12 protein-coding genes are annotated in these 19,417 nt (G+C 74.0%); 1 reads left to right on the top strand and 11 read right to left on the bottom strand.

The window, feature by feature from the left end; genetic code table 11:
- Window positions 1-172: 172 nt before the first annotated feature.
- The 5 genes from ilvC to D7318_RS14150 form a co-directional block, all read right to left on the bottom strand.
- A complete protein-coding gene (gene ilvC, locus D7318_RS14170; protein WP_120697316.1) occupies window positions 173-1,171 on the bottom strand; it encodes a ketol-acid reductoisomerase in 999 nt (332 codons plus the stop codon).
- 83 nt (window positions 1,172-1,254) lie between these two features.
- A complete protein-coding gene (gene ilvN, locus D7318_RS14165; protein ID WP_120697315.1) occupies window positions 1,255-1,779 on the bottom strand; it encodes an acetolactate synthase small subunit in 525 nt (174 codons plus the stop codon).
- A 56-nt stretch (window positions 1,780-1,835) separates the two neighbouring features.
- On the bottom strand, window positions 1,836-3,725 hold the full coding sequence (locus D7318_RS14160) for an acetolactate synthase large subunit (RefSeq protein ID WP_120697314.1): 1,890 nt from the start codon (window positions 3,723-3,725) through the stop codon (window positions 1,836-1,838).
- 249 nt (window positions 3,726-3,974) lie between these two features.
- Window positions 3,975-6,884: a putative bifunctional diguanylate cyclase/phosphodiesterase gene (locus D7318_RS14155; RefSeq protein ID WP_120697313.1), complete on the bottom strand. Its 2,910-nt coding sequence runs from the start codon at window positions 6,882-6,884 to the stop codon at window positions 3,975-3,977.
- A gap of 116 nt (window positions 6,885-7,000) precedes the next feature.
- On the bottom strand, window positions 7,001-7,957 hold the full coding sequence (locus D7318_RS14150; RefSeq protein WP_120697312.1) for a 2-hydroxyacid dehydrogenase: 957 nt from the start codon (window positions 7,955-7,957) through the stop codon (window positions 7,001-7,003).
- Between the two features lie 122 nt (window positions 7,958-8,079).
- On the opposite strand from D7318_RS14150, the gene D7318_RS14145 reads away from it, so the two are divergent.
- A complete protein-coding gene (locus D7318_RS14145) occupies window positions 8,080-9,291 on the top strand; it encodes a PQQ-dependent sugar dehydrogenase (RefSeq protein WP_230423723.1) in 1,212 nt (403 codons plus the stop codon).
- Between the two features lie 32 nt (window positions 9,292-9,323).
- Here the strand turns inward: D7318_RS14145 and D7318_RS14140 are convergent, their stop codons facing one another.
- The 6 genes from D7318_RS14140 to gatA form a co-directional block, all read right to left on the bottom strand.
- A complete protein-coding gene (locus D7318_RS14140; RefSeq protein ID WP_230423722.1) occupies window positions 9,324-12,341 on the bottom strand; it encodes a helix-turn-helix transcriptional regulator in 3,018 nt (1,005 codons plus the stop codon).
- Between the two features lie 46 nt (window positions 12,342-12,387).
- Window positions 12,388-12,624 (bottom strand): hypothetical protein, encoded by a 237-nt coding sequence (locus D7318_RS14135; protein ID WP_120697310.1) that lies wholly within the window; start codon window positions 12,622-12,624, stop codon window positions 12,388-12,390.
- A gap of 145 nt (window positions 12,625-12,769) precedes the next feature.
- Window positions 12,770-15,787 carry a helix-turn-helix transcriptional regulator gene (locus D7318_RS14130; RefSeq protein ID WP_120697357.1) on the bottom strand — a complete coding sequence of 1,006 codons (3,018 nt, stop codon included), beginning with the start codon at window positions 15,785-15,787 and terminating at the stop codon, window positions 12,770-12,772.
- Between the two features lie 367 nt (window positions 15,788-16,154).
- On the bottom strand, window positions 16,155-17,663 hold the full coding sequence (gene gatB / locus D7318_RS14120; protein WP_120697308.1) for an Asp-tRNA(Asn)/Glu-tRNA(Gln) amidotransferase subunit GatB: 1,509 nt from the start codon (window positions 17,661-17,663) through the stop codon (window positions 16,155-16,157).
- A gap of 33 nt (window positions 17,664-17,696) precedes the next feature.
- A complete protein-coding gene (locus D7318_RS14115; protein ID WP_113687159.1) occupies window positions 17,697-17,924 on the bottom strand; it encodes a hypothetical protein in 228 nt (75 codons plus the stop codon).
- Window positions 17,921-19,414, bottom strand: coding sequence for an Asp-tRNA(Asn)/Glu-tRNA(Gln) amidotransferase subunit GatA (gene gatA / locus D7318_RS14110; protein ID WP_120697307.1), 1,494 nt, complete (start codon window positions 19,412-19,414; stop codon window positions 17,921-17,923). Before gatA ends, D7318_RS14115 begins: the two co-directional genes overlap by 4 nt.
- Between the last annotated feature and the right edge of the window lie 3 nt (window positions 19,415-19,417).

The raw sequence follows: 19,417 nt of genomic DNA, 5'->3' as shown, positions 1-19,417 counted from the left end.
ACGACGCTGTGAGCCTGTGACGCGCTTGTGCGGTGCAGTCTATCGGCGCGGTGAGGGGCCCGGCAGGCGCCTGCCGGGCCACCGCTCGATCGAGCGAATCCCGCGGGCGAACTGGGGTTCCGGGGGGTCGGAGCGGCCCTCGACAAGGAGGGTCGCGGCCCCGGTCGAGGGGTCAGTCCTCGTCGTCCACCCAGCTCATCAGCTTGCGCAGCTCCCGGCCCGTGGTCTCGAGGAGGGAGTCGCCGTCCGCCTTCTTGTACTCGTTGTACCTGGGGAGACCGGCGTTGTACTCGGCCATCCAGCTCTTCGCGAAGCTGCCGTCCTGGATCTCGCCCAGGATGCGCTTCATCTCCGCCTTGGTCTCGTCGGTGATGATCCGCGGGCCCGAGATGTAGTCGCCCCACTCGGCGGTCTCGGAGACCGACCAGCGCATCTTCGACAGGCCGCCCTCGTACATCAGGTCCACGATCAGCTTGAGCTCGTGGAGGCACTCGAAGTAGGCGATCTCCGGCTGGTAACCGGCCTCGACCAGCGTCTCGAAGCCCGCCTTGACCAGCGCTGAGGTGCCGCCGCACAGCACGACCTGCTCGCCGAAGAGGTCGGTCTCGGTCTCCTCGGTGAACGTCGTCCTGATCACGCCCGCGCGGGTGCCGCCGATGGCCTTGGCGTACGAGAGCGCCAGCGGGAACGCCCCACCGCTCGCGTCCTGTTCGACGGCCGCGATGCACGGAACGCCGCGGCCCTCCTCGTACTGGCGGCGGACCAGGTGGCCCGGGCCCTTGGGGGCGACCATGCACACGTCCACGCCGGCCGGGGGCTCGATGAACCCGAACCGGATGTTGAGCCCGTGGCCGAAGAAGAGCGCGTCGCCCGCCTTGAGGTTGTCCCGCACGGACTCCTCGTAGACGCGGCCCTGGATCGGGTCGGGGACCAGGATCATGATCACGTCGGCCTCGGCGGCGGCCTCGGCGGGGCTGGTGACCCGCAGGCCCTGCTCCTCCGCCTTCACCCGCGACGTCGAGCCCTCGTGCAGGCCGACCCGGACGTCGACGCCCGAGTCGCGCAGGGACAGCGCGTGGGCGTGGCCCTGGCTGCCGTACCCGAGCACCGCGACCTTGCGGCCCTGGATGATGGACAGATCGGCGTCGTCGTCGTAGAACAGCTCGGCCACTTGCGTTTTCTCCTCTTGTCCTTGGGGGTCCTCCCCCGGCGACCACCGTAGGCCGTCGCGCGGGGCCGGTGGTAACGGTCTCGCTATGCGGTCCGCTCCAGGGCGCGCAGCGACCGGTCGGTGATGGAACGGGCGCCCCGGCCGATGGCGATGGCCCCTGACTGGACCAGCTCCTTGATACCGAACGGCTCCAGCATGCGGAGCATCGCCTCCAGCTTGTCGCTGCTGCCCGTGGCCTCGATGGTGACGGCCTCGGGGGCGACGTCCACGGTCTTGGCCCGGAACAGCTGGACGATCTCGACGATCTGCGACCTGGTGTCGTTGTCCGCGCGGACCTTCACCAGGATCAGCTCGCGGTGGATCGCGGCCTGGGGGTCGAGCTCCACGATCTTCAGAACGTTGACCAGCTTGTTGAGCTGCTTGGTGACCTGCTCGAGCGGCAGCGCCTCGACGTTGACCACGATGGTGATCCGCGAGACCTCGGGGTGCTCGGTGGTGCCGACGGCGAGGGAGTCGATGTTGAAGCCGCGGCGGGAGAAGAGCGAGGTGATCCGGGAGAGGACGCCGGGCTTGTTCTCCACCAGGACGGAGAGGGTGTGCTTGGACATGTCGGTGATTCCTCGGCGGGTTGGGGCCTGGCGGACGCGCGCGTCCGCGGGGGCGGTCAGTCGTCGGCGGCGTCGCTGAAGTCGGGGCGCACGCCGCGGGCGGCCATCACCTCGTCGTTGGAGGTGCCGGCGGCGACCATCGGCCAGACCATGGCGTCCTCGTGGACGATGAAGTCGACGACGACGGGGCGGTCGTTGATCGCGTTGGCCTTCTCGATGACCGCGTCGAGCTGGTCGGGCTCCTCGCAGCGCAGGCCGACGCAGCCCATGGCCTCGGCCAGCTTCACGAAGTCGGGGATCCGGGTGCCGGTGGAGGTGGCGGCGGCGTGGCCCTCGCCCACCGAGCCGCTGTAGGCGCCGCCCCGGGCGTCGCGCAGCACGGTGTTGGAGTACCGCTGGTTGTAGAAGAGGGTCTGCCACTGCCTGACCATGCCGAGGGCGCCGTTGTTGATGATCGCGACCTTGATCGGGATGTTGTTCAACGCGGCGGTGGCGAGCTCCTGGTTGGTCATCTGGAAGCAGCCGTCGCCGTCGATGGCCCACACGGTGGTGCCGGGGCTGCCCGCCTTGGCGCCCATCGCGGCGGGGACGGCGTAGCCCATGGTGCCGAGGCCACCGGAGTTGAGCCAGGTGCCGGGCTTCTCGAACGGCAGGTAGTGGGCGGCCCACATCTGGTGCTGGCCGACGCCCGCGGTGTAGATCGTGTCCTCGGGGGCCAGCTGCCCGATGCGCTCGATGACCTGCTGCGGGGAGAGCGAGCCGTTCTCCGGCAGGTCGTAGCCGAGGGGGTAGGTCTCGCGCCAGCGGTTGAGCTGGTCCCACCACGCGGCGTAGCGCGCCGGGCCCGCCTGGCTCCCCGCGTCGCCGCGCAGCGCGGACGTCAGGTCGTTCATGACGTCCTTGACGTCGCCGACGATGGGGACGTCGGCGACTCGGTTCTTGCCGATCTCGGCGGGGTCGATGTCGGCGTGCACGATCTTGGCGTGCGGCGCGAACGACTCGATCCTGCCGGTGACCCGGTCGTCGAAGCGGGCGCCGAGCGCCACGATCAGGTCGGCCTTCTGCAACGCGGTGACCGCGGCGACCGATCCGTGCATGCCCGGCATGCCCAGGTGCTGGGGGTGGCTGTCGGGGAACGCGCCGAGCGCCATCAGCGTCGTGGTGACGGGCGCGCCGGTCAGCTCGGCGAGGGCGCGCAGCTCCGCCGAGGCGCGGGCCTTGATGACGCCGCCGCCGGCGTAGAGGACCGGGCGGCGCGCCTCGGCAATCAGGCGCGCGGCCTCGCGGATCTGCTTGGCGTGCGGGCGGCTCACGGGCCGGTAGCCGGGCAGCTCGGGGGTGGGCGGCCAGCTGAACGTCGTCCGGCGCTGGAGGGCGTCCTTGGCGATGTCGACCAGAACGGGGCCGGGGCGGCCCGTGGAGGCGATGTGGAACGCCTCGGCGATCGTGCGCGGGATGTCGGCGGGGTCGGTGACCAGGAAGTTGTGCTTGGTGATCGGCAGCGTGATGCCGCAGATGTCGGCTTCCTGGAACGCGTCGGTGCCGATGGTCTTGCTGGCGACCTGCCCGGTGATGGCCACCAGGGGCACGGAGTCCATGTGCGCGTCGGCGATGGGGGTGACCAGGTTGGTGGCGCCGGGGCCCGAGGTGGCCATGCACACGCCGACCTTGCCGGTGGCCTGGGCGTAGCCGGTGGCGGCGTGCCCGGCGCCCTGCTCGTGGCGGACCAGGATGTGACGGACGGCGGTGGAGTCCATCATCGGGTCGTACGCGGGGAGGATGGCGCCCCCGGGGATGCCGAACACCGTGTCGGCGCCCACCGCTTCGAGGGAGCGGATGAGGGACTGGGCGCCGGTCACGTGCGCGACGGTGGTGGTGGGCTGCGGCGCCCCGCCTCGGGGGGCCCGGGGCTGCGGCTTCGGTGCCCCGGTGGCCTGCTCGGTCATCGTCGTTCTCTTCTCGGGGGGAGTGAGGGTGAAGCTGGTGCGGGTGCGGATCAGTGGTGCGGTGGCACCGGAAACCAGTGCAACAAAAAACCCCTCGAGCCTGATGGCATTCGAGGGGAGCGCGCCGGTGGGGGTCCACGGGAGCCGTGGATCAGCCGACGCGCCGTCCGAGTACGAGGATTCGGGTGCGCATGGTCAGACCCTCCTCCTCTCTCCTGCGACTGTCAAGCGAGCCCGAATCGCGTCTCACTATGTGGGCGCGATGGGTGAAGGGGTGGACTCGGCCGCCGTGGGTGCGTCCAGGCCGGTCACGGGCCGGTCGCTCTCGCGGGCGGGGGCGGGTGGCTGGACGGGGATCTGCTCGGGCTCGGGGGGCACGGGGAGCCGCCCCTCGTCGAGCACGCGGCGCAGCCGCGCGGCCTCCAGCGGCTCGCTGAACGCCAGGCCCTGGCCATGGCGGCAGCCCAACGCCCGCAGGGCGCTGGCCTGCTCGGGCTGGTCCACGCCGTCGGCGAGGGAGTCGACGCCGAGGTCGGCGGCCATGCGCAGCAGCCCGGCGGCGATCTTCCGCAACGGCGGGGAGTCGAGCAGCCCGTCGACCAGCTCGCCGTCGAGGCGCACCAGGTCGACCGGGAGGCGGTGCAGCGCGGCGGCGGCCGTGCCCCCGCTGCCGAATCCGCCCAGGGCGATGCCGACGCCGAGGCCGCTGAGGTCGGTCAGGCGGTCGCGCAGCTCGTCGCTCGCCAGGACCGACTCGGCCTCGGGCAGCTCGATCATGAGCGCCTGGGGCGGCACGCCGTGCTTGCTGAGCAGCGCCTCGACGCCGCCGACGCCGAGCGCGCGGTCGGCGAGCCTGCCGCTGGGGACCCGGACGCTGACCGGGACGGTGTGCCCCTTGCGGTGGCGGCGGCCCGCCTCCGCGAGCGCCTCGTCGATGAGCCAGCCGGTGACCTCGGCGGCCCGCTCCTCCTCCGGGTCGGCGGCGAGCGGGCCGTGGGGCTCGCGCCGCCCGCCGCGCAGGATCTCGAGCGGGGTGGTGAGCAGGCCGTGGGCGGAGCGCCAGCGGGCCTGGGCGCAGACCGCGGCGACCCGCCCGTCGGCCAGCTCCACGACGGGCTGGTGGAGCAGGGTGAACTCCCCGGCGCGCAGGGCCCGGCCCAGCCGCTCGGCCAGCTCGGTGCGGCGGACGGCTTCGGCCTGGAGCTGCGGGGCGTACAGCTCGACGCGGCCCTTGCCCGACTGCTTGGCGCGGTACATCGCGAGGTCGGCCTTGCGCATCAGCCCGGCGGGGGTGGCGCCTGGCTCGGCGAACGCGATGCCGATGCTGGCCGCGACCCTGACCCGGCGCCCGTCGACCGCGTAGGGGCGGCTGAGCGCGGCGCGGACCCGCTCGGCGATCTCCAGGATCCGGTACTCGCGTGGCCGCTGGTCCCCCGCCGGGTCGCCGACGATGAGCGCGGCGAACTCGTCGCCGCCGAGCCTGGCGGTGGTGTCGCCGCTGCGCACGGACTCCTTCAGCCGCTTGGCGGCCTGGATCAGCAGCTCGTCGCCCGCCTGGTGGCCCACCGAGTCGTTGACCGCCTTGAAGCCGTCGAGGTCGATGAAGAACACCGCGGTGTCCGGGTCCCCGCCGTGGCCGCCGCCCAGGGCCAGCCTGACCCGCTCGGTGAACAGGGCGCGGTTGGGCAGGTCGGTGAGGGCGTCGTGGGAGGCGCTGTGCTGGAGCTGTGCCTGGAGCCGCACCCGCTCGGTGACGTCCCTGGAATTGAAGATGAGGCCGCCCTCGTGGCGCTTGACGCTGGACTCGACGTTGAGCCAGTGGCCCGAGCCGTGCCGCACCCGGCACTCGATCCTGGTGCCCGTCTCGCGCGCCGGTGACACCGAGAGGAAGCGGCGCAGCTCGTGCTCGACGCGGCCGAGGTCGTCGGGGTGGATCAGCTCGGACAGGTGGCTGCCGGTGAGCCGCTCCGCCTCCCGCCCGTACACCCCCGTGGCGGCCGGGCTGACGTAGCGCAGCCTGCCGCCGGGCGCCGCGATCATGATGACGTCGCTCGATCCCTGGACGAGGGACCGGAAGTAGTTCTCCTTGCGGGCCAGCTCCCTGGTCAGCGAGACGTTGTCCATCAGCGTGATCCCCTGGCGGACCAGGAGCGACAGCACGACGGCGCAGGCGATGAAGACGACGACCCGGTCGACATGGTGCCCGTTGACTATCGTGAACAGGATGCTCAACATGCAGACGGCGCCCGCCAGATAGGGCGTCAGCGCGGCCAGCGAGCCGGCCAGCTGGGGCCGGTCGGCCTCGTCGGGCCCCGGCTTCCCGCCCTTGGCCCGCGGGGACTCCTCGACCGGTGGCTCCTCCTGGCCCCTGTCCATCCAGGGCGCGGCCGCGAGTAAGAGCGAGCCGGCGAACCAGCCCGCGTCGAGCAGCCGCCCCGAGCTGTACTGCTCGCGCAGCATCGGCGAGGTGAACAGGGCGTCGCACAGCACCGTCAGGGCGAGGGCGCCGATCGCGGCGTTGATCGCGGGGCGGTGCGTGGTGCCGCGCCTGAAGTGCAGCACCAGGATGATGCTCACCAACGCGATGTCGAGCAGCGGATAGCCGACCGCGAGCGCCGCCCTGACCACCTCGCCCTGCCGCTGGGCGGCCTGGGCCAGGGCGACGCTCCACGAGAGCGTCATGAGCGACCCGGCGATGAGCCAGGCGTCCAGGGCGAGGCAGATCCAACCCGCCCGCGTGACCGGCCGCTTGGCCAGCATCAGCAGCCCGATGATGGCCAGCGGCGCGAACATCAGGAAGCACAGGTCGGCGGCGGAGAGGCGGGGCACCGGCTCGCGGAGCACCACCTCGTACCAGCCCCAGATGCCGTTCCCCAGGGCGACCATCACGGACGAGAGGCCGAACAGCGCCCACGCCGCGCGGAACGCGCCCGTGCGACGGCCCGCGTACCACAGGCACGAGCCCGCGGCCAGGAGCGCCGCGGCGCTCAGCCCGAAGTCCCCCATCACCTCCGCCATGAACGGCGACCCCCAGCCGAGCACGGCGCCCACGGCGTACGCCGCGCAGACCGCGGCGAAGACCAGCCGCGGGAACGGGCTGCTCAGCCGCCGGGCCTGAAGGCCCTCGGGAAAGTGCCGGTGTCCCCATGAGCGGTGCATGCGCCTGTCGCCCCCCTTCCGTTCCGGGCTCACCCCGTCACGGACGATACACCAGATTCGTCACTCAGCGACATACTCTTCTCACCGAAAGTGACGATCAGGGGGGAGCATCTGGCTCACTCCGCCGGGCGCGCGCCCCCCTCGGCGACGATGTGCCGCAGAGGCTCTCCCGACGCGAACCTGCCCAACTGGGCGAGGAGTAGACGTTCGGCGCGGGGCCTGAACGCGGTCGAGGGGCCGCCCACATGGGGCGTGATCAGCACGCCTGCCGCCCGCCACAGAGGGTGACCGGGCGGCAGGGGCTCGGGGTCGGTCACATCGAGCGCGGCCCGCAGGCGGCCCGACTCCACCTCGGCGACCAGCGCCTTGGTGTCCACGACGGCGCCGCGGGCGACGTTCACCAGCAGGGCGCCGTCCGGGAGCAGGGCGAGGAAGTCGGCGTCGACCAGGCCGCGGGTGGCCTCGGTGAGCGGAGTGGCGAGGATCACGACCTCCGCGCGCGGCAGCAGCGAGGGCAGCTCGTCCACGCCGTGCACCGGGCCGCGTTCGGCGCTCCTGGCGCGGCTGGCCACGCGGATCACCTCGGCGACGTCGAACGGCACGAGCCGGTCCTCGATCGCCGCGCCGATGCCTCCGTGGCCGACGATCAGGACGCGGCGGTCGGCGAGCGAGGGGCGCACGGTGGGCTCCCAGCGCGCCTCGGGCTGGGCGCGGACCGCGTCGGGTATGCCGCGCTGGGCGGCGAGGGTGAGGGCGAGGGCCAGCTCGGCGGTGCTGGTGTTGTGCAGCTCCCCGGCGTTGCACAGCACGGCACCGGCGGGCAGTCCCGGCACCGCGGGCAGCATGTGCTCGACGCCCGCGGTGAGGGTCTGCACCACGCGGACCCGCGTCATGCGCTCGAGCGGGCGCAGGGCGACGGCGGGGCCCTTCATGTACGGGACGACATAGAAGGCGCAGTCGGCGGGGTCGGCGGGGAACTCGTCCTCGCCGTCCCAGTGGTGGTACGTGAGGGATGCGGGCAGGGCGGGCAGCTCGGCGGGCGGGAACGGCAGCCAGACATCCGATGTGGTCATGCCCGCCAGGGTAGGGCCTGGCCCCCGCCGAGGTTTCCCGGTTGGCGCGCGGGGCAGCAGCGTCCGTGCGTGGCATGTGGTGTGCTTGAAGCCGTGGACGCGGGGCGAGCGGGGAGGTTGCCATGAAGGTGACGATGCGGGGCCGGGCGCGCGGCTGGGTGGCGGCGGTCGCCGCGCTCGGCCTGCTGACCGCGGGCTGCTCATCCGACGACGGCGGCGACGAAGACGACGGAGGCGACGCGGCCGCCCCCGAGTCGTCGGCCTCCCCGTCGGAGTCGGACGAGGGCGAGGGGCCGGGCGGCTCCCCGACGCCGACCGCCGCCCCCGCCGACGGCTCGGCCGAGGTGGTGGAGACGGTCGCGGAGGGGCTCGAATCGCCCTGGGGCATCGTCGAGCTCCCGGACGGCGACCTGCTGGTGGGCTCGCGCGACGGCGGCACCGTGCACGTGGTCGCGGCCGACTCGGGCGAGGTCGGCGTGGCGGGCGAGGTGCCCGAGCTGCCGGACGAGCCGGGCGAGGGCGGGCTGCTCGGCCTCGCGGCCCACCCGGACTTCGCCTCGAACAACCGCCTGTACGCCTACTTGACCGCCGCCGACGACAACCGGATCACGGCGTTCACCTATGACGCGTCGGCGCCCGAGGGCGAGCGGCTGACCCCGGGCGACCACCTGCTGACCGGTATCCCACGCGGGGAGGCGACCCACAACGGCGGACGCCTGGCGTTCGGCCCCGACGGCATGCTCTACGCCTCCACCGGCGACGCGGGCGACCCGGCGACCGCGCAGGACCCCGGCTCGCTGGCGGGCAAGATCCTGCGCATCGACCCCGACACCGGCCAGGTCCCCGAGGACAACGTCGACCCCGGCTCGTACGTCCACTCGTCGGGCCACCGCAATGTGCAGGGCCTGGCCTGGGACTCCAGGGGAACGCTGTGGTCCGCGGAGTTCGGCCAGGACACGTGGGACGAGCTGAACCGGATCGAGCCGGGCGGGAACTACGGCTGGCCCGAGGTCGAGGGCGAGGGCGGCGAGGACCAGGGGTTCATCGACCCGGTCGAGCAGTGGCCCCCGGCGGAGGCGTCGCCCAGCGGCCTCGAGTACGGCGCGGGCTCGCTGTGGATGGCCTCGCTGCGCGGCGAACGGCTCTGGCGGATCCCGCTGGACGGCAGCGAGCCCGTGGCCGAGCCCCAGGCGTTCTTCGAGGGCGAGTACGGGCGGCTGCGCTCGCTCCTCGCCACGGGCGACGACGAGCTGCTGCTGGTGACCAACGAGACCGACACCCGGGGCACCCCCGAGGGCCCCGACGACCGGATCCTGCGGCTGCGCGTCTCGTAGGCCTGCCGAGGGGTACCCGGGCGGGCCCCGGCTCAGGCGGCGGGGGTCGCGTCCCGCTCGGCGCCCACGATGCCGAGGCGGTGGGCCAGCGCGGCGGCCTCGCCCCGGCCCGAGACCTCGAGCTTCGCCAGGATGTTGGAGACATGGACGCTCGCCGTCTTGGGCGAGATGAACAGCTCCTCGGCTATCTGCCGGTTGCTCCGGCCCGCCGCCACGAGCGCCAGCACGTCCCGCTCCCTGGGCGTCAGACCGAACGACGCGTCGCCGCCGGGCCCCTCGGCCCGCGCCTGCTCGGGCGTCAGCGGCAGCCGCGCCCGCTGGGCCAGCCGCTCCGCCTCCTCGACCAGCAGGCGCGCGCCCATCGGGCGCGCCGCCGCATGCGCCCGCGCGAGCAGCTCGGCCGCGCGCTCCCGGTCGCCCTCGGCGACCAGCGCCTCCGCCCACCGCAGCTCGACCCTGGCCCGCTGGAACGGGCGGGACAGGCCGTCGAACGCCTCGGCCACGGCGGCCCAGTCGGCCGCCCGCGCCGTCCCGTCGGCCCGGCGCAGCTCGGCCTCCACCAGCTGGGCCCAGGCCGCCCAGACCGGATAGCGCCGCGGCAGCGTCGCGGCGAACTCCCGTATCGCCGCGATCGCTTCCGACGCCCCTGGCTCGGCGGCGGGCACCCCGCGCGCGGCGGACTCCGCCTGCGCTCCCGCGTCCACCATGGGCCAGGTGTAGACGCCGGTGCCGGGCGCGAGCCCTTCGCGTATCGCCTCCGCGAGAAGCTGGCGGGCGTCCAGGATGCGGCCGCGCAGCGCGGCCAGCGTGATCCGGTAGTGCGCCTGGGGGTGGGCGTACTGGGGGGCGACGCTGCCGTGCTCGCTCATCAGCGCCAGCTCGGTCTCGGCCGTCTCCAGGTCGCCGCGGGCCAGCGCCAGGCGGACCAGGCGCTCGGCGGCAAGCGAGACGGTGACCGGGTGCTGGGCCGTGCGGCGCGCGTCGACCGCCGCGGCCTCCGACTCGTCCCAGCGCCCCAGGGAGAAGAGGGCGTCCGCGCGATTCCCGTGGATCCAGGACTGGGTGTCCCGCAGCCCGTACCGGTGGGCGAGCCTGATGCCCTCGTTGGCCACGGCGAGGGACTCGTCGGAGCGGCCCATCGACTCCAGGACGGACTGGAGGTTCACATGGCTGCGGGTGAAGGCGGCGACCAGGTCGAACCGCTTGACCCGCTCGGCCACCGCCCGCATGTCGGCCAGGCCCTCCTCGCCCCTGCCGATCTCGACCAGCAGCGCGCCCCTGCTCAGCAGCGCGTCCACCTCGGCCTTCTCGTCGCCGACCTCGCGGCACAGCTCCACGGCCCGCTCGGCCAGCGCCAGGCTGTCCTCGTCGGGCTGGTGCACCGCGCCCCACGCTGCGGCCTCGGTGAGGACCCGCGCGTGCACGCCGGACGGCGGGAAGCCCTCCAACAGCCGCTGCGCCGTGCCCAGCTCGTCCCAGCCGCTGCCCCGGCCTAGCCAGCGCGTCAGCCGCGACCGCTCCGTCCAGAACCACGCCGCGCGCAACGGATGCCCCACGCCCTCCATCGTGTCCAGGACCCGCAGGGCCCGCTTGACCACGGACAGGCCGCGCTCGGGCTCGCCCGCGAAGCGGGCCGCGAGCGTCATCTCGGCCAGCATGTCGAGAAAGCTCAGCGCGGGGTCGTCGCACGCGCACAGCGGATAGGACTCGGCCTCGTACGCGACCCGCAGCCCGCTGCGCACCTCGTCGGGGGCGCTGTCCCACAGCTCGAGGCCGCGCTCCAGCAGGTGCAGCTGCTCGGCGTACGCGTGACGGCACCGCGCGTCGGTGGCCGCGCTGACCACCGCGGGCAGCGCCTTGGCCGGGTCGTGGGCGTGGTACCAGTACGTCGCGAGGCGGGCGGGCCGCTGCTCCGACGCCACCAGCTCGGGCGCCGCCTCGAGCACCTCGGCGAACCGGCGGCTGATCCGGGACCGCTCGCCCGGCAGCAGGTCGTCGTCCACCGCCTCGCGCACCAGGGCGTGCCTGAACCCGTACGAGCCGTCGTCCTGGGGGATGAGGATGCTGGCGCCCACCGCGGAGCGCAGCGCCTCGATCAGCTCGTCCTCGCCCAGGCCCACGACGGCGCGCAGCAGCCCGTACTCCACGCAGGAGCCGCCCTCGGCCGCGATCCTCACCACCCGCTGCGCGGTCTCGGGCAGCGCCTCCACGCGCACGAGCAGCAGGTCGCGCACCGAGTCGCTGATCATGCCGGGCCTGGCGCCGCAGGAGACGCTCGCCAGCTCCTCGACGAAGAAGGCGTTCCCGTCCGAGCGGCGGTAGACGTGGTCGAGCAGGTCATCGGACGGCTGGCTGCCCCTGATCCCGGCGAGCTGGCTGCGCACCTCGTCGCGCGTGAAGCGGTCGAGCTCGAGGCGGCGGACCGTGCGCAGCCGGTCCAGCTCGCCCAGGAAAGGGCGCAGCGGATGGCGCCGGTGGATGTCGTCCGAGCGGTAGGTCGTGATGATCAGCAGCCGCCCGCGCTGGAGCGACCTGAAGAGATAGGCGAGCAGCTCTCTCGTGGAGCGGTCCGACCAGTGCAGGTCCTCGATGGCCAGGACCAGCAGGCGCTCCTGGGCCAGCGACTCGAGCAGCCGGGCCGTCAGCTCGAACAGGCGGGCGCGCACCTCGACATCGCGCGCCGTGCCCATGGGCGCCGTCGGCTCCCCCAACTCGGGGAGCAGCCGCGCCAGCTCGCCACCGAAGCCGGTGGCCGCTCGCGTCAGCTCCTCGCCGAGCTGGCGGTGCAGCGCGCGCAGGACCATGGACACCGGGGCGAACGGCAGGCCGTCCGCCCCCGCCTCCACACAGGCGCCGACGGCGGTCAACGCCCCGAGGGCCCTGGCCTCGTCGAGGAACTGATCGACCAGGCGCGTCTTCCCCACCCCCGCCTCGCCGCCGATCAGCACGGCCTGGGGCCCGCCCGCGTCGGCCGCGGCGAGCCCCTCGGCCAGCGCGGCGCGCTCGGGGCCGCGTCCGACGAATACCGGGCTGAGGGGATTGGTCCGCATGTCGTGAAGCATGGCACACACCACTGACAACGCTTCCGAGCCCGCGTCAGGCCCCGGCTCCCCTGCGGGAGGGCCGCCACCGCGCGCCCGCCGCCGCCCGCCGCGAGCCGGTCGACCGTCCCCCGGCGCGCCTCTCGGCCCGCTCCCCGGCGCGCTTCGCGGCGCGCGCCTCGGCGAGACGGGCCCGCCGCTCCCTCAGCACCGCGGCGGCCACACGGTCGCTCTCGGCCTCCCGACGGAGCTCGGCGATCCTGGCCCGCACGGCGTCGATGTCGTACAGCATGGTGCTCTCCCAAGGGGCTCCGGCCGCTGGGCCGGTCACCGGACGTCCCGGTACCCCAAGACTCCGATCCCAGGTGGGGGCGCCACATCGGGCAGCTTCCGCAACTTCCCACGCCCCGGGGTCCTTAGGGGAGCGCGAGGGGGCCTTACGCGCCCGGCGCGGGCACCAGTTGGAGCCGATGGGCGAGCGCGGCGGCCTCGCCCCGGCCCGAGACCCCGAGCTTGGTGAGGATGTGGGAGACGTGCACGCTGGCCGTCTTGGGCGAGATGAACAGCTCCTCGGCTATCTGCCGGTTGCTCCGGCCCGCCGCCACGAGCGCCAGCACGTCCCGCTCCCTGGGCGTCAGGCCGAACGACGCGTCGCCGCCCGCCGCCCCCGCGGTGGTGCGTTCGGGCTCGGGTTCCGTCAGGGCGAGGCGGCCGCGCGCCACGAGACGCCGGGCCCGTTCCTCCAGGGGGCGTGCTTCCAGCTCGCGCGCCGTCTTGAGCGCCGGGCGCAGCGCCTCGGCCGCGCGCTCCCGGCCCAGGGTGCCGCCCTCCGCCAGCAGCGACTCCGCCCAGCAGTACCGCGCCTCCGCCACGTGGTGGAGCAGCCCGAGCGGCTCGAGGGCCCCGACCACCGCCGCCCACTGGTCCGGGGTGTCGCGGCCCTCGGCCCGCCGCAGCTGGGCGTCCGCGTACGCCCCGATCGCCGCCCACACGGGGGCCGTCCGCGCCAGGCCGCCCATGACCGTTCGCACATGGGCGAGCGCGGCGGCCCTGTCCCGGTCGGCAGCGGGCAGGCCCCGGCACTCGGCCTCGACCCGCGCCGCGGTGAGCACCAGGATCCAGGCCAGGCCCGAGGTGAACGACGGCAGCCCCGGCGCCGTCGCCGCCCTGAACGCCTCCCTGCCCGCCTCGATCCGCCCCTCCACGGCGGCGATCTCCAGCTCGACCGTGCCCAGCTGGAGCACGAACGAGGGCCGCAGGTCGGGGGTGGTGATCTCGCCGCGGGCGAGGGCGACCCGCGCCTTGGCCTCCGCGAGATCGCCGCGCAGCGCGGCCAGCTGGCCGCCGGTCAACGTCGCGAACATGCGGGGCGAGATGTTCATCGACCGGTGCTCCGCCGCCACCACGGTGCTGGCCGCCTCCCGCCAGCGGCCCAGCTGGACCAGCACATGGGCGTGGTTGGACAGCAGCCAGCGCCTCGGCTCCCTGAGCCCGTACCGGTCGACCAGGCGCAGGGCCGTGTCGACGAACTCGGCGGCCCGTTGGAAGTCGCCCTGGATGCCGAGCGCGGACTGGACATTGACCAGGCAGCGGCCGAGCAGGCTGATCTCCCGGCGCTCCAGGATCCGGTCGAGGAGGTGGAACAGCTCGGCCAGCCCGTCCTCCCCCTCCCCCGCGTCGGTGCGCAGGCAGGCGAGCGTGATCCTGGCGTACCGCTCGGTGCTCTCCGCGCCCACCAGGCGGGCCATCGCCACCGCGCGCTCGGCCAGCTCGATCACCTCGGGCGAGCGCCGCCCCACCGACTGCCAGGACGCGGTCAGCGCCAGCACCTGGGCGGGCACGAACGACGGCGGCAGCCCGCGGACCAGCTCCTGGGCGCGCACCAGCTCGGGCCAGCCGTCGCCGCGGCCCAACCCCTCGGAGACCCAGGCCCGTTGCAGCCAGAACCAGGCGGCGCGCAACGGCTCGCGCCGCTCGTCGATCAGGCGCAGGGCCCGCTTGCTCATGGCCAGCGTGCGGTCAGGCTGCCCGGAGAACACCGCCGACCTGGTGGCCTCGGCCAGCAGGTCCACATAGCTCAGCGGCCCCTGGTCCGCCGGGTCCGTCGGATAGCCCCACACGGGACCGACGGGCCGCAGCCCGTCCCTTGCCTCGTCGGGGACCGCGTCCCACAGCTCCATCGCGCGCTCGAGCAGGCGCAGCTGCTCGGCGTACGCGTATCGCTGGTACGCCTGCGCGGCGGCGTCCAGGACGGCGGGCAGCGCCTTGGCCCGGTCCCCCGCGTGGTACCAGTGGCTGGCCAGGCGGGCGGCGAGCTCGTCCTCGGGGACGAGGCCGCGCTCGCGCTCGAGCGCCTCGGCCAGGCGGCGGGCGAGCCTGGCGCGCTCCCCGGGGAGCAGGTCGTCGGCGACGGCCTCGCGGACGAGGGCGTGCCGGAAGCGGTAGCCGTCGCCGTCGTCGGTCGGGGCGAGCAGGTGGGCGCCCACCGCGGCGCGCAGCGCGGCGAGCAGCTCGGGCTCGGTGAGGCCGACGACCGCGCGCAGCAGCGCGTACTCCACGGAGGCACCGGCCTCCGCGGCGACCCGCAGCACCTCCTGGACCTCCTCGGGCAGCGCCTCGACGCGCACCAGCAGCAGGTCGCGCAGCGTCTGGCTGAGCCCGCCGCCCGGGCGCCCCGTGGCCAGCTCCTCGACGAAGAACGCGTTCCCCTCGGAGCGCTCGAACACCGACAGGGCGTGCCCCGGCCGCGGGGGTGCCCCGATGATCCCGGCGAGCTGCGCGGAGACCTCCCCCTGGGTGAAGCGGGCCAGCTCGATCCGGCGCACCGTCCGCAGCCGGTCGAGCTCGGCGAGGAAGGGCCGCAGCGGATGGCGGCGGTGGATGTCGTCGGAGCGGTAGGTGGCGAGCAGCAGGAGCCGCGCGCCCCGCACCGAGCGGACGAGGTAGCCGAGGAGCTCGCGCGTGGAGCGGTCGGCCCAGTGCACGTCCTCGACGGCGACGACCAGGGGGCGCTCGGCCGCGAGCCGCTCGAGCAGGCGGGCGGTCAGCTCGAACAGCCTGGCCCGGTCGGGTGCGTCGCCCGCGGGCCGCCCTGCCCCGGCCAGCTCGGGCAGCAGCCCGGCCAGCTCGCCCTCGCGCCCCGCCGCGGCCTCGGTCAGCTCCGGGCCGAAGTGCCGGTGCAGCGCGCGCAGCACGGCGGCGAACGGGGCGAACGGCAGGCCGTCGGCGCCCAGCTCCACGCACCCGCCCACGGCGGTGACGGCCCCCGCGGCCCTGGCACCGGCCAGGAACTCCTCGAGCAGCCTCGTCTTCCCCACGCCCGCCTCGCCGCCGATGACGAACGCCTGCGGCTCGTGCCGCCCGGCCAGGCCGAGCCCCTTCGACAGCTCGGCCAACTCCCGGCCGCGACCCACGAAGACGGGGCTGACACTGCGGCTCTCCACGTCGACGAGCATCGCACGCCGCTCCGACAGCGCGGTACCGCTTATCCCCCTGACCGCGAGGACGCCGCTCACCGGCGCCGTCTCCTGACGGCGTGCAGCAGCCTGCTGAGCCGGGCGGCGCGCTCCAACTCGGCGGCGCGCAGTAGGTGCAGTCGGTCGTGCGGGAACGGGTGCGGGAACACCAGGGGCCTCCGGTCGAGGTCGGGGAGCGTGGAAACGTTCCTCCACGGTCGCCGTTCCGACCCCTCCCGCGCATCGGGCGACTGCCGCGTCCTGGCCGGTCGCGACGCCTCACACCGGACCCCCCTGACGACCGCCTGGGTCGTCAGGGGGGCCTTAGGCACCGCCTTAGACGGGGCTCGGGGAAAGGAGCCGATGCCTACTCCGTGACGCCGAGCCGCTCCAGGATCAGCTGCCGCGCGCGGGCCGCGTCCGCCTGGCCGCGGGTGGCCTTCATGACCGCGCCGACCAGGGCGCCCGCCGCGGCCGTCTTGCCGCCGCGGATCTTGTCGGCGACGGCGGCGTTGGCCGCGATGGCCTCGTCCACCGCCCGGCCGAGCGCGCCCTCGTCGGAGACGATCCGCAGGCCGCGCTTCTCGACCACCTCGTCGGGGGCGCCCTCGCCCGCGAGCACGCCCTCGATGACCTGCCGCGCGAGCTTGTCGTTGAGCGCGCCCTCGGCGACCAGGGCCGCGACGCGGGCGACCTGGGCCGGAGTGATGGGCAGCGCGGCGGGCTCGACGCCCAGCTCGTTCGCCCGCCTGGCCAGCTCGCCCATCCACCACTTGCGCGCGGCGGCCTGGTCGGCGCCGGCGTCGACGGTGGCCACGATCAGCTCGACCGCGCCCGCGTTGAGCGCGGACTGCATCTCGTGCGCGGAGACCCCCCACTCCTCGCGCAGCCGGGTGCGGCGGACCAGCGGCAGCTCGGGCAGCCCGGCGCGCAGCCGCTCCACCCACTCCTTCTCGGGCGCCACCGGCACCAGGTCGGGCTCGGGGAAGTACCGGTAGTCCTCGGCCTCCTCCTTGACGCGGCCCGATGTGGTGGTGCCGTTCTCCTCGTGGAAGTGCCGGGTCTCCTGCACGATCACGCCGCCGTCGCCCAGGACCGCGGCGTGCCGCTTGACCTCGAAGCGCACCGCGCGCTCGACGCTGCGCAGGGAGTTGACGTTCTTGGTCTCGCTGCGGGTGCCGAACGCCTCGCGGCCGTGCGGGCGCAGCGACAGGTTGACGTCGCAGCGCATCTGGCCCATCTCCATCCGGGCCTCGGAGACGCCGAGCGCGCGGATCAGCTCGCGCAGCTCGGCGACATAGGCGCGCGCGATCTCGGGGGCGCGCGCGCCGGCGCCCGTGATCGGCTTGGTGACGATCTCGATCAACGGGATGCCCGCGCGGTTGTAGTCGAGCAGCGAGTGCGACGCGCCGTGGATGCGCCCCGTGGCGCCGCCGATGTGGGTGGACTTGCCGGTGTCCTCCTCCATGTGGGCGCGCTCGATGCCGACGCGGAAGACCTCGCCGTCCTCGAGCTGGACGTCCAAGTGCCCGTTGAACGCGATCGGCTCGTCGTACTGCGAGGTCTGGAAGTTCTTCGGCATGTCCGGATAGAAGTAGTTCTTCCGGGCGAAGCGGCACCATTCGGCGATCTCACAGTTGAGCGCGAGGCCGATGCGGACCGCGGACTCCACGGCGGTGGCGTTCACCACGGGGAGCGCGCCGGGGAGCCCGAGGCACGTGGGGCACGTCTGCGTGTTGGGCTCGGCGCCGAGCGTGGTGGCGCAGCCGCAGAACATCTTGGTCTGGGTGCCGAGCTCCACATGGACCTCGAGGCCCATGACGGGGTCGTAGGACGCGAGCGCGTCCTCGTACGACACCAGGTCGATGACGGTCACAGGGGTACTACCTCTCGGATGCTCGTGCCGGCGTCAGTCGCCGAGGATGTCGGACCCGTCCTCGCTCAGGCGGCGCAGCTCACGGGCCAGCAGGGCGACGCCGGTGATGATCGAGGCCGCCGAGACGATGGCGTCGGCCAGCTGGAGGGTGTCGCCCTCGCGGCGGGCGTCCTTCAGGCGCCTGGCGACGCTGACGGTGCCGAACAGCGTCGTGCCGAGCGAGAGGTACAGACTGGCCTTGGACTTGGGCTTCTTGCTCATAGCGCGGGTGCCTCCTCCAGAAGGGAATGTCCCCAGCGTGCCGCGAACGCGGTCTCGACCGCGGCTCCGACGCGGTAGAGCCGGTCGTCGGCCATCGCGGGGGCGATGATCTGCAACCCGACCGGGAGGCCGTCCTCGGGGGCGAGGCCGCAGGGCAGGGACAGCGCGGCGTTGCCCGCCAGGCTGACCGGGATGGTGCACAGATCGGCGCGGTACATCGCCATGGGGTCGTCGGCGCGCTCGCCGATCGCGAACGCCGTGGTCGGGGTGGTCGGCGCGACCAGGACGTCCACCTGCGAGAACGCCCGCGCGAAGTCGCGGACGACGAGCGTGCGGGCCTTCTGGGCGCTGCCGTAGTACGCGTCGTAGTACCCCGAGGAGAGGGCGTAGGTGCCGAGCATGATGCGGCGCTTGACCTCCGCGCCGAAGCCCGCCTCGCGGGTGAGCGACGTGACCTCGTCGGCCGCGCGCGCGCCGTCGTCGCCGATCCGCAGGCCGTACCGCATGGCGTCGAAGCGGGCGAGGTTCGACGAGCACTCGGAAGGCGCGATCAGGTAGTACGCCGCCAGGGCGGACTCGAACGACGGGCAGGACACCTCGGTGACCTCGGCGCCGAGCGTGGTGAGCAGCTCGACGGCCTCGCCGAACCGCCGCATCACGCCGTCCTGGAAGCCCTCGCCCCCGAACTCGCGGATGACGCCGACGCGCAGGCCACGCGCCGTGCCGTTCCTCGCGGCCTCGACGACCGGCGGGACGGGCGCGTCGATCGACGTGGAGTCGAGCGGGTCGTGGCCGCCGATCACCTCGTGCAGCAGCGCGGCGTCGAGCACGGTGCGGGCGCAGGGCCCCGCCTGGTCGAGCGAGGAGGAGAACGCGATCATGCCGTAGCGCGAGACGCCGCCGTAGGTGGGCTTGACGCCGACCGTGCCGGTGACGGCGGCGGGCTGGCGCACCGAGCCGCCGGTGTCGGTGCCGATGGCGAGCGGCGCCTGGAACGCGGCGAGCGCCGCCGACGAGCCGCCGCCGGAGCCGCCGGGGACGCGGGTGAGGTCCCAGGGGTTGCCGGTGGGGCCGTAGGCGCTGTTCTCGGTGGATGAGCCCATGGCGAACTCGTCCATGTTGGTCTTGCCGAGGATGACGACCCCGGCCTCCTTGAGGCGCCGGGTCACCGTCGCGTCGTACGGCGGGATCCAGCCCTCGAGGATCCGGGAGCCCGCGGTGGTGGGCACGCCCTCGGTGGTGAAGATGTCCTTCAACGCCAGCGGCACCCCGGCGAGCGGGCCGAGCGGCTCCCCCGCGGCGCGCCTGTCGTCCACGGCGCGGGCCTGGGCGAGCGCGCCCTCGCGGTCGACGTGCAGGAACGCGTGCACCTTCTCGTCCACCGCGTCGACGCGCGCCAGATGGGCCTCGGTCACCTCGACCGCGCTCACGGATCCGTCGGCGACCCGGGCGGCGAGCTCCGCGGCGGTGAGCCGGATCAGGTCCGACATGCC

This window comes from Streptomyces radicis, assembly GCF_003626575.1.
Taxonomy (GTDB): domain Bacteria; phylum Actinomycetota; class Actinomycetes; order Streptomycetales; family Streptomycetaceae; genus Streptomyces; species Streptomyces radicis.
This window is presented reverse-complemented; position numbering and strand designations above follow the sequence as displayed.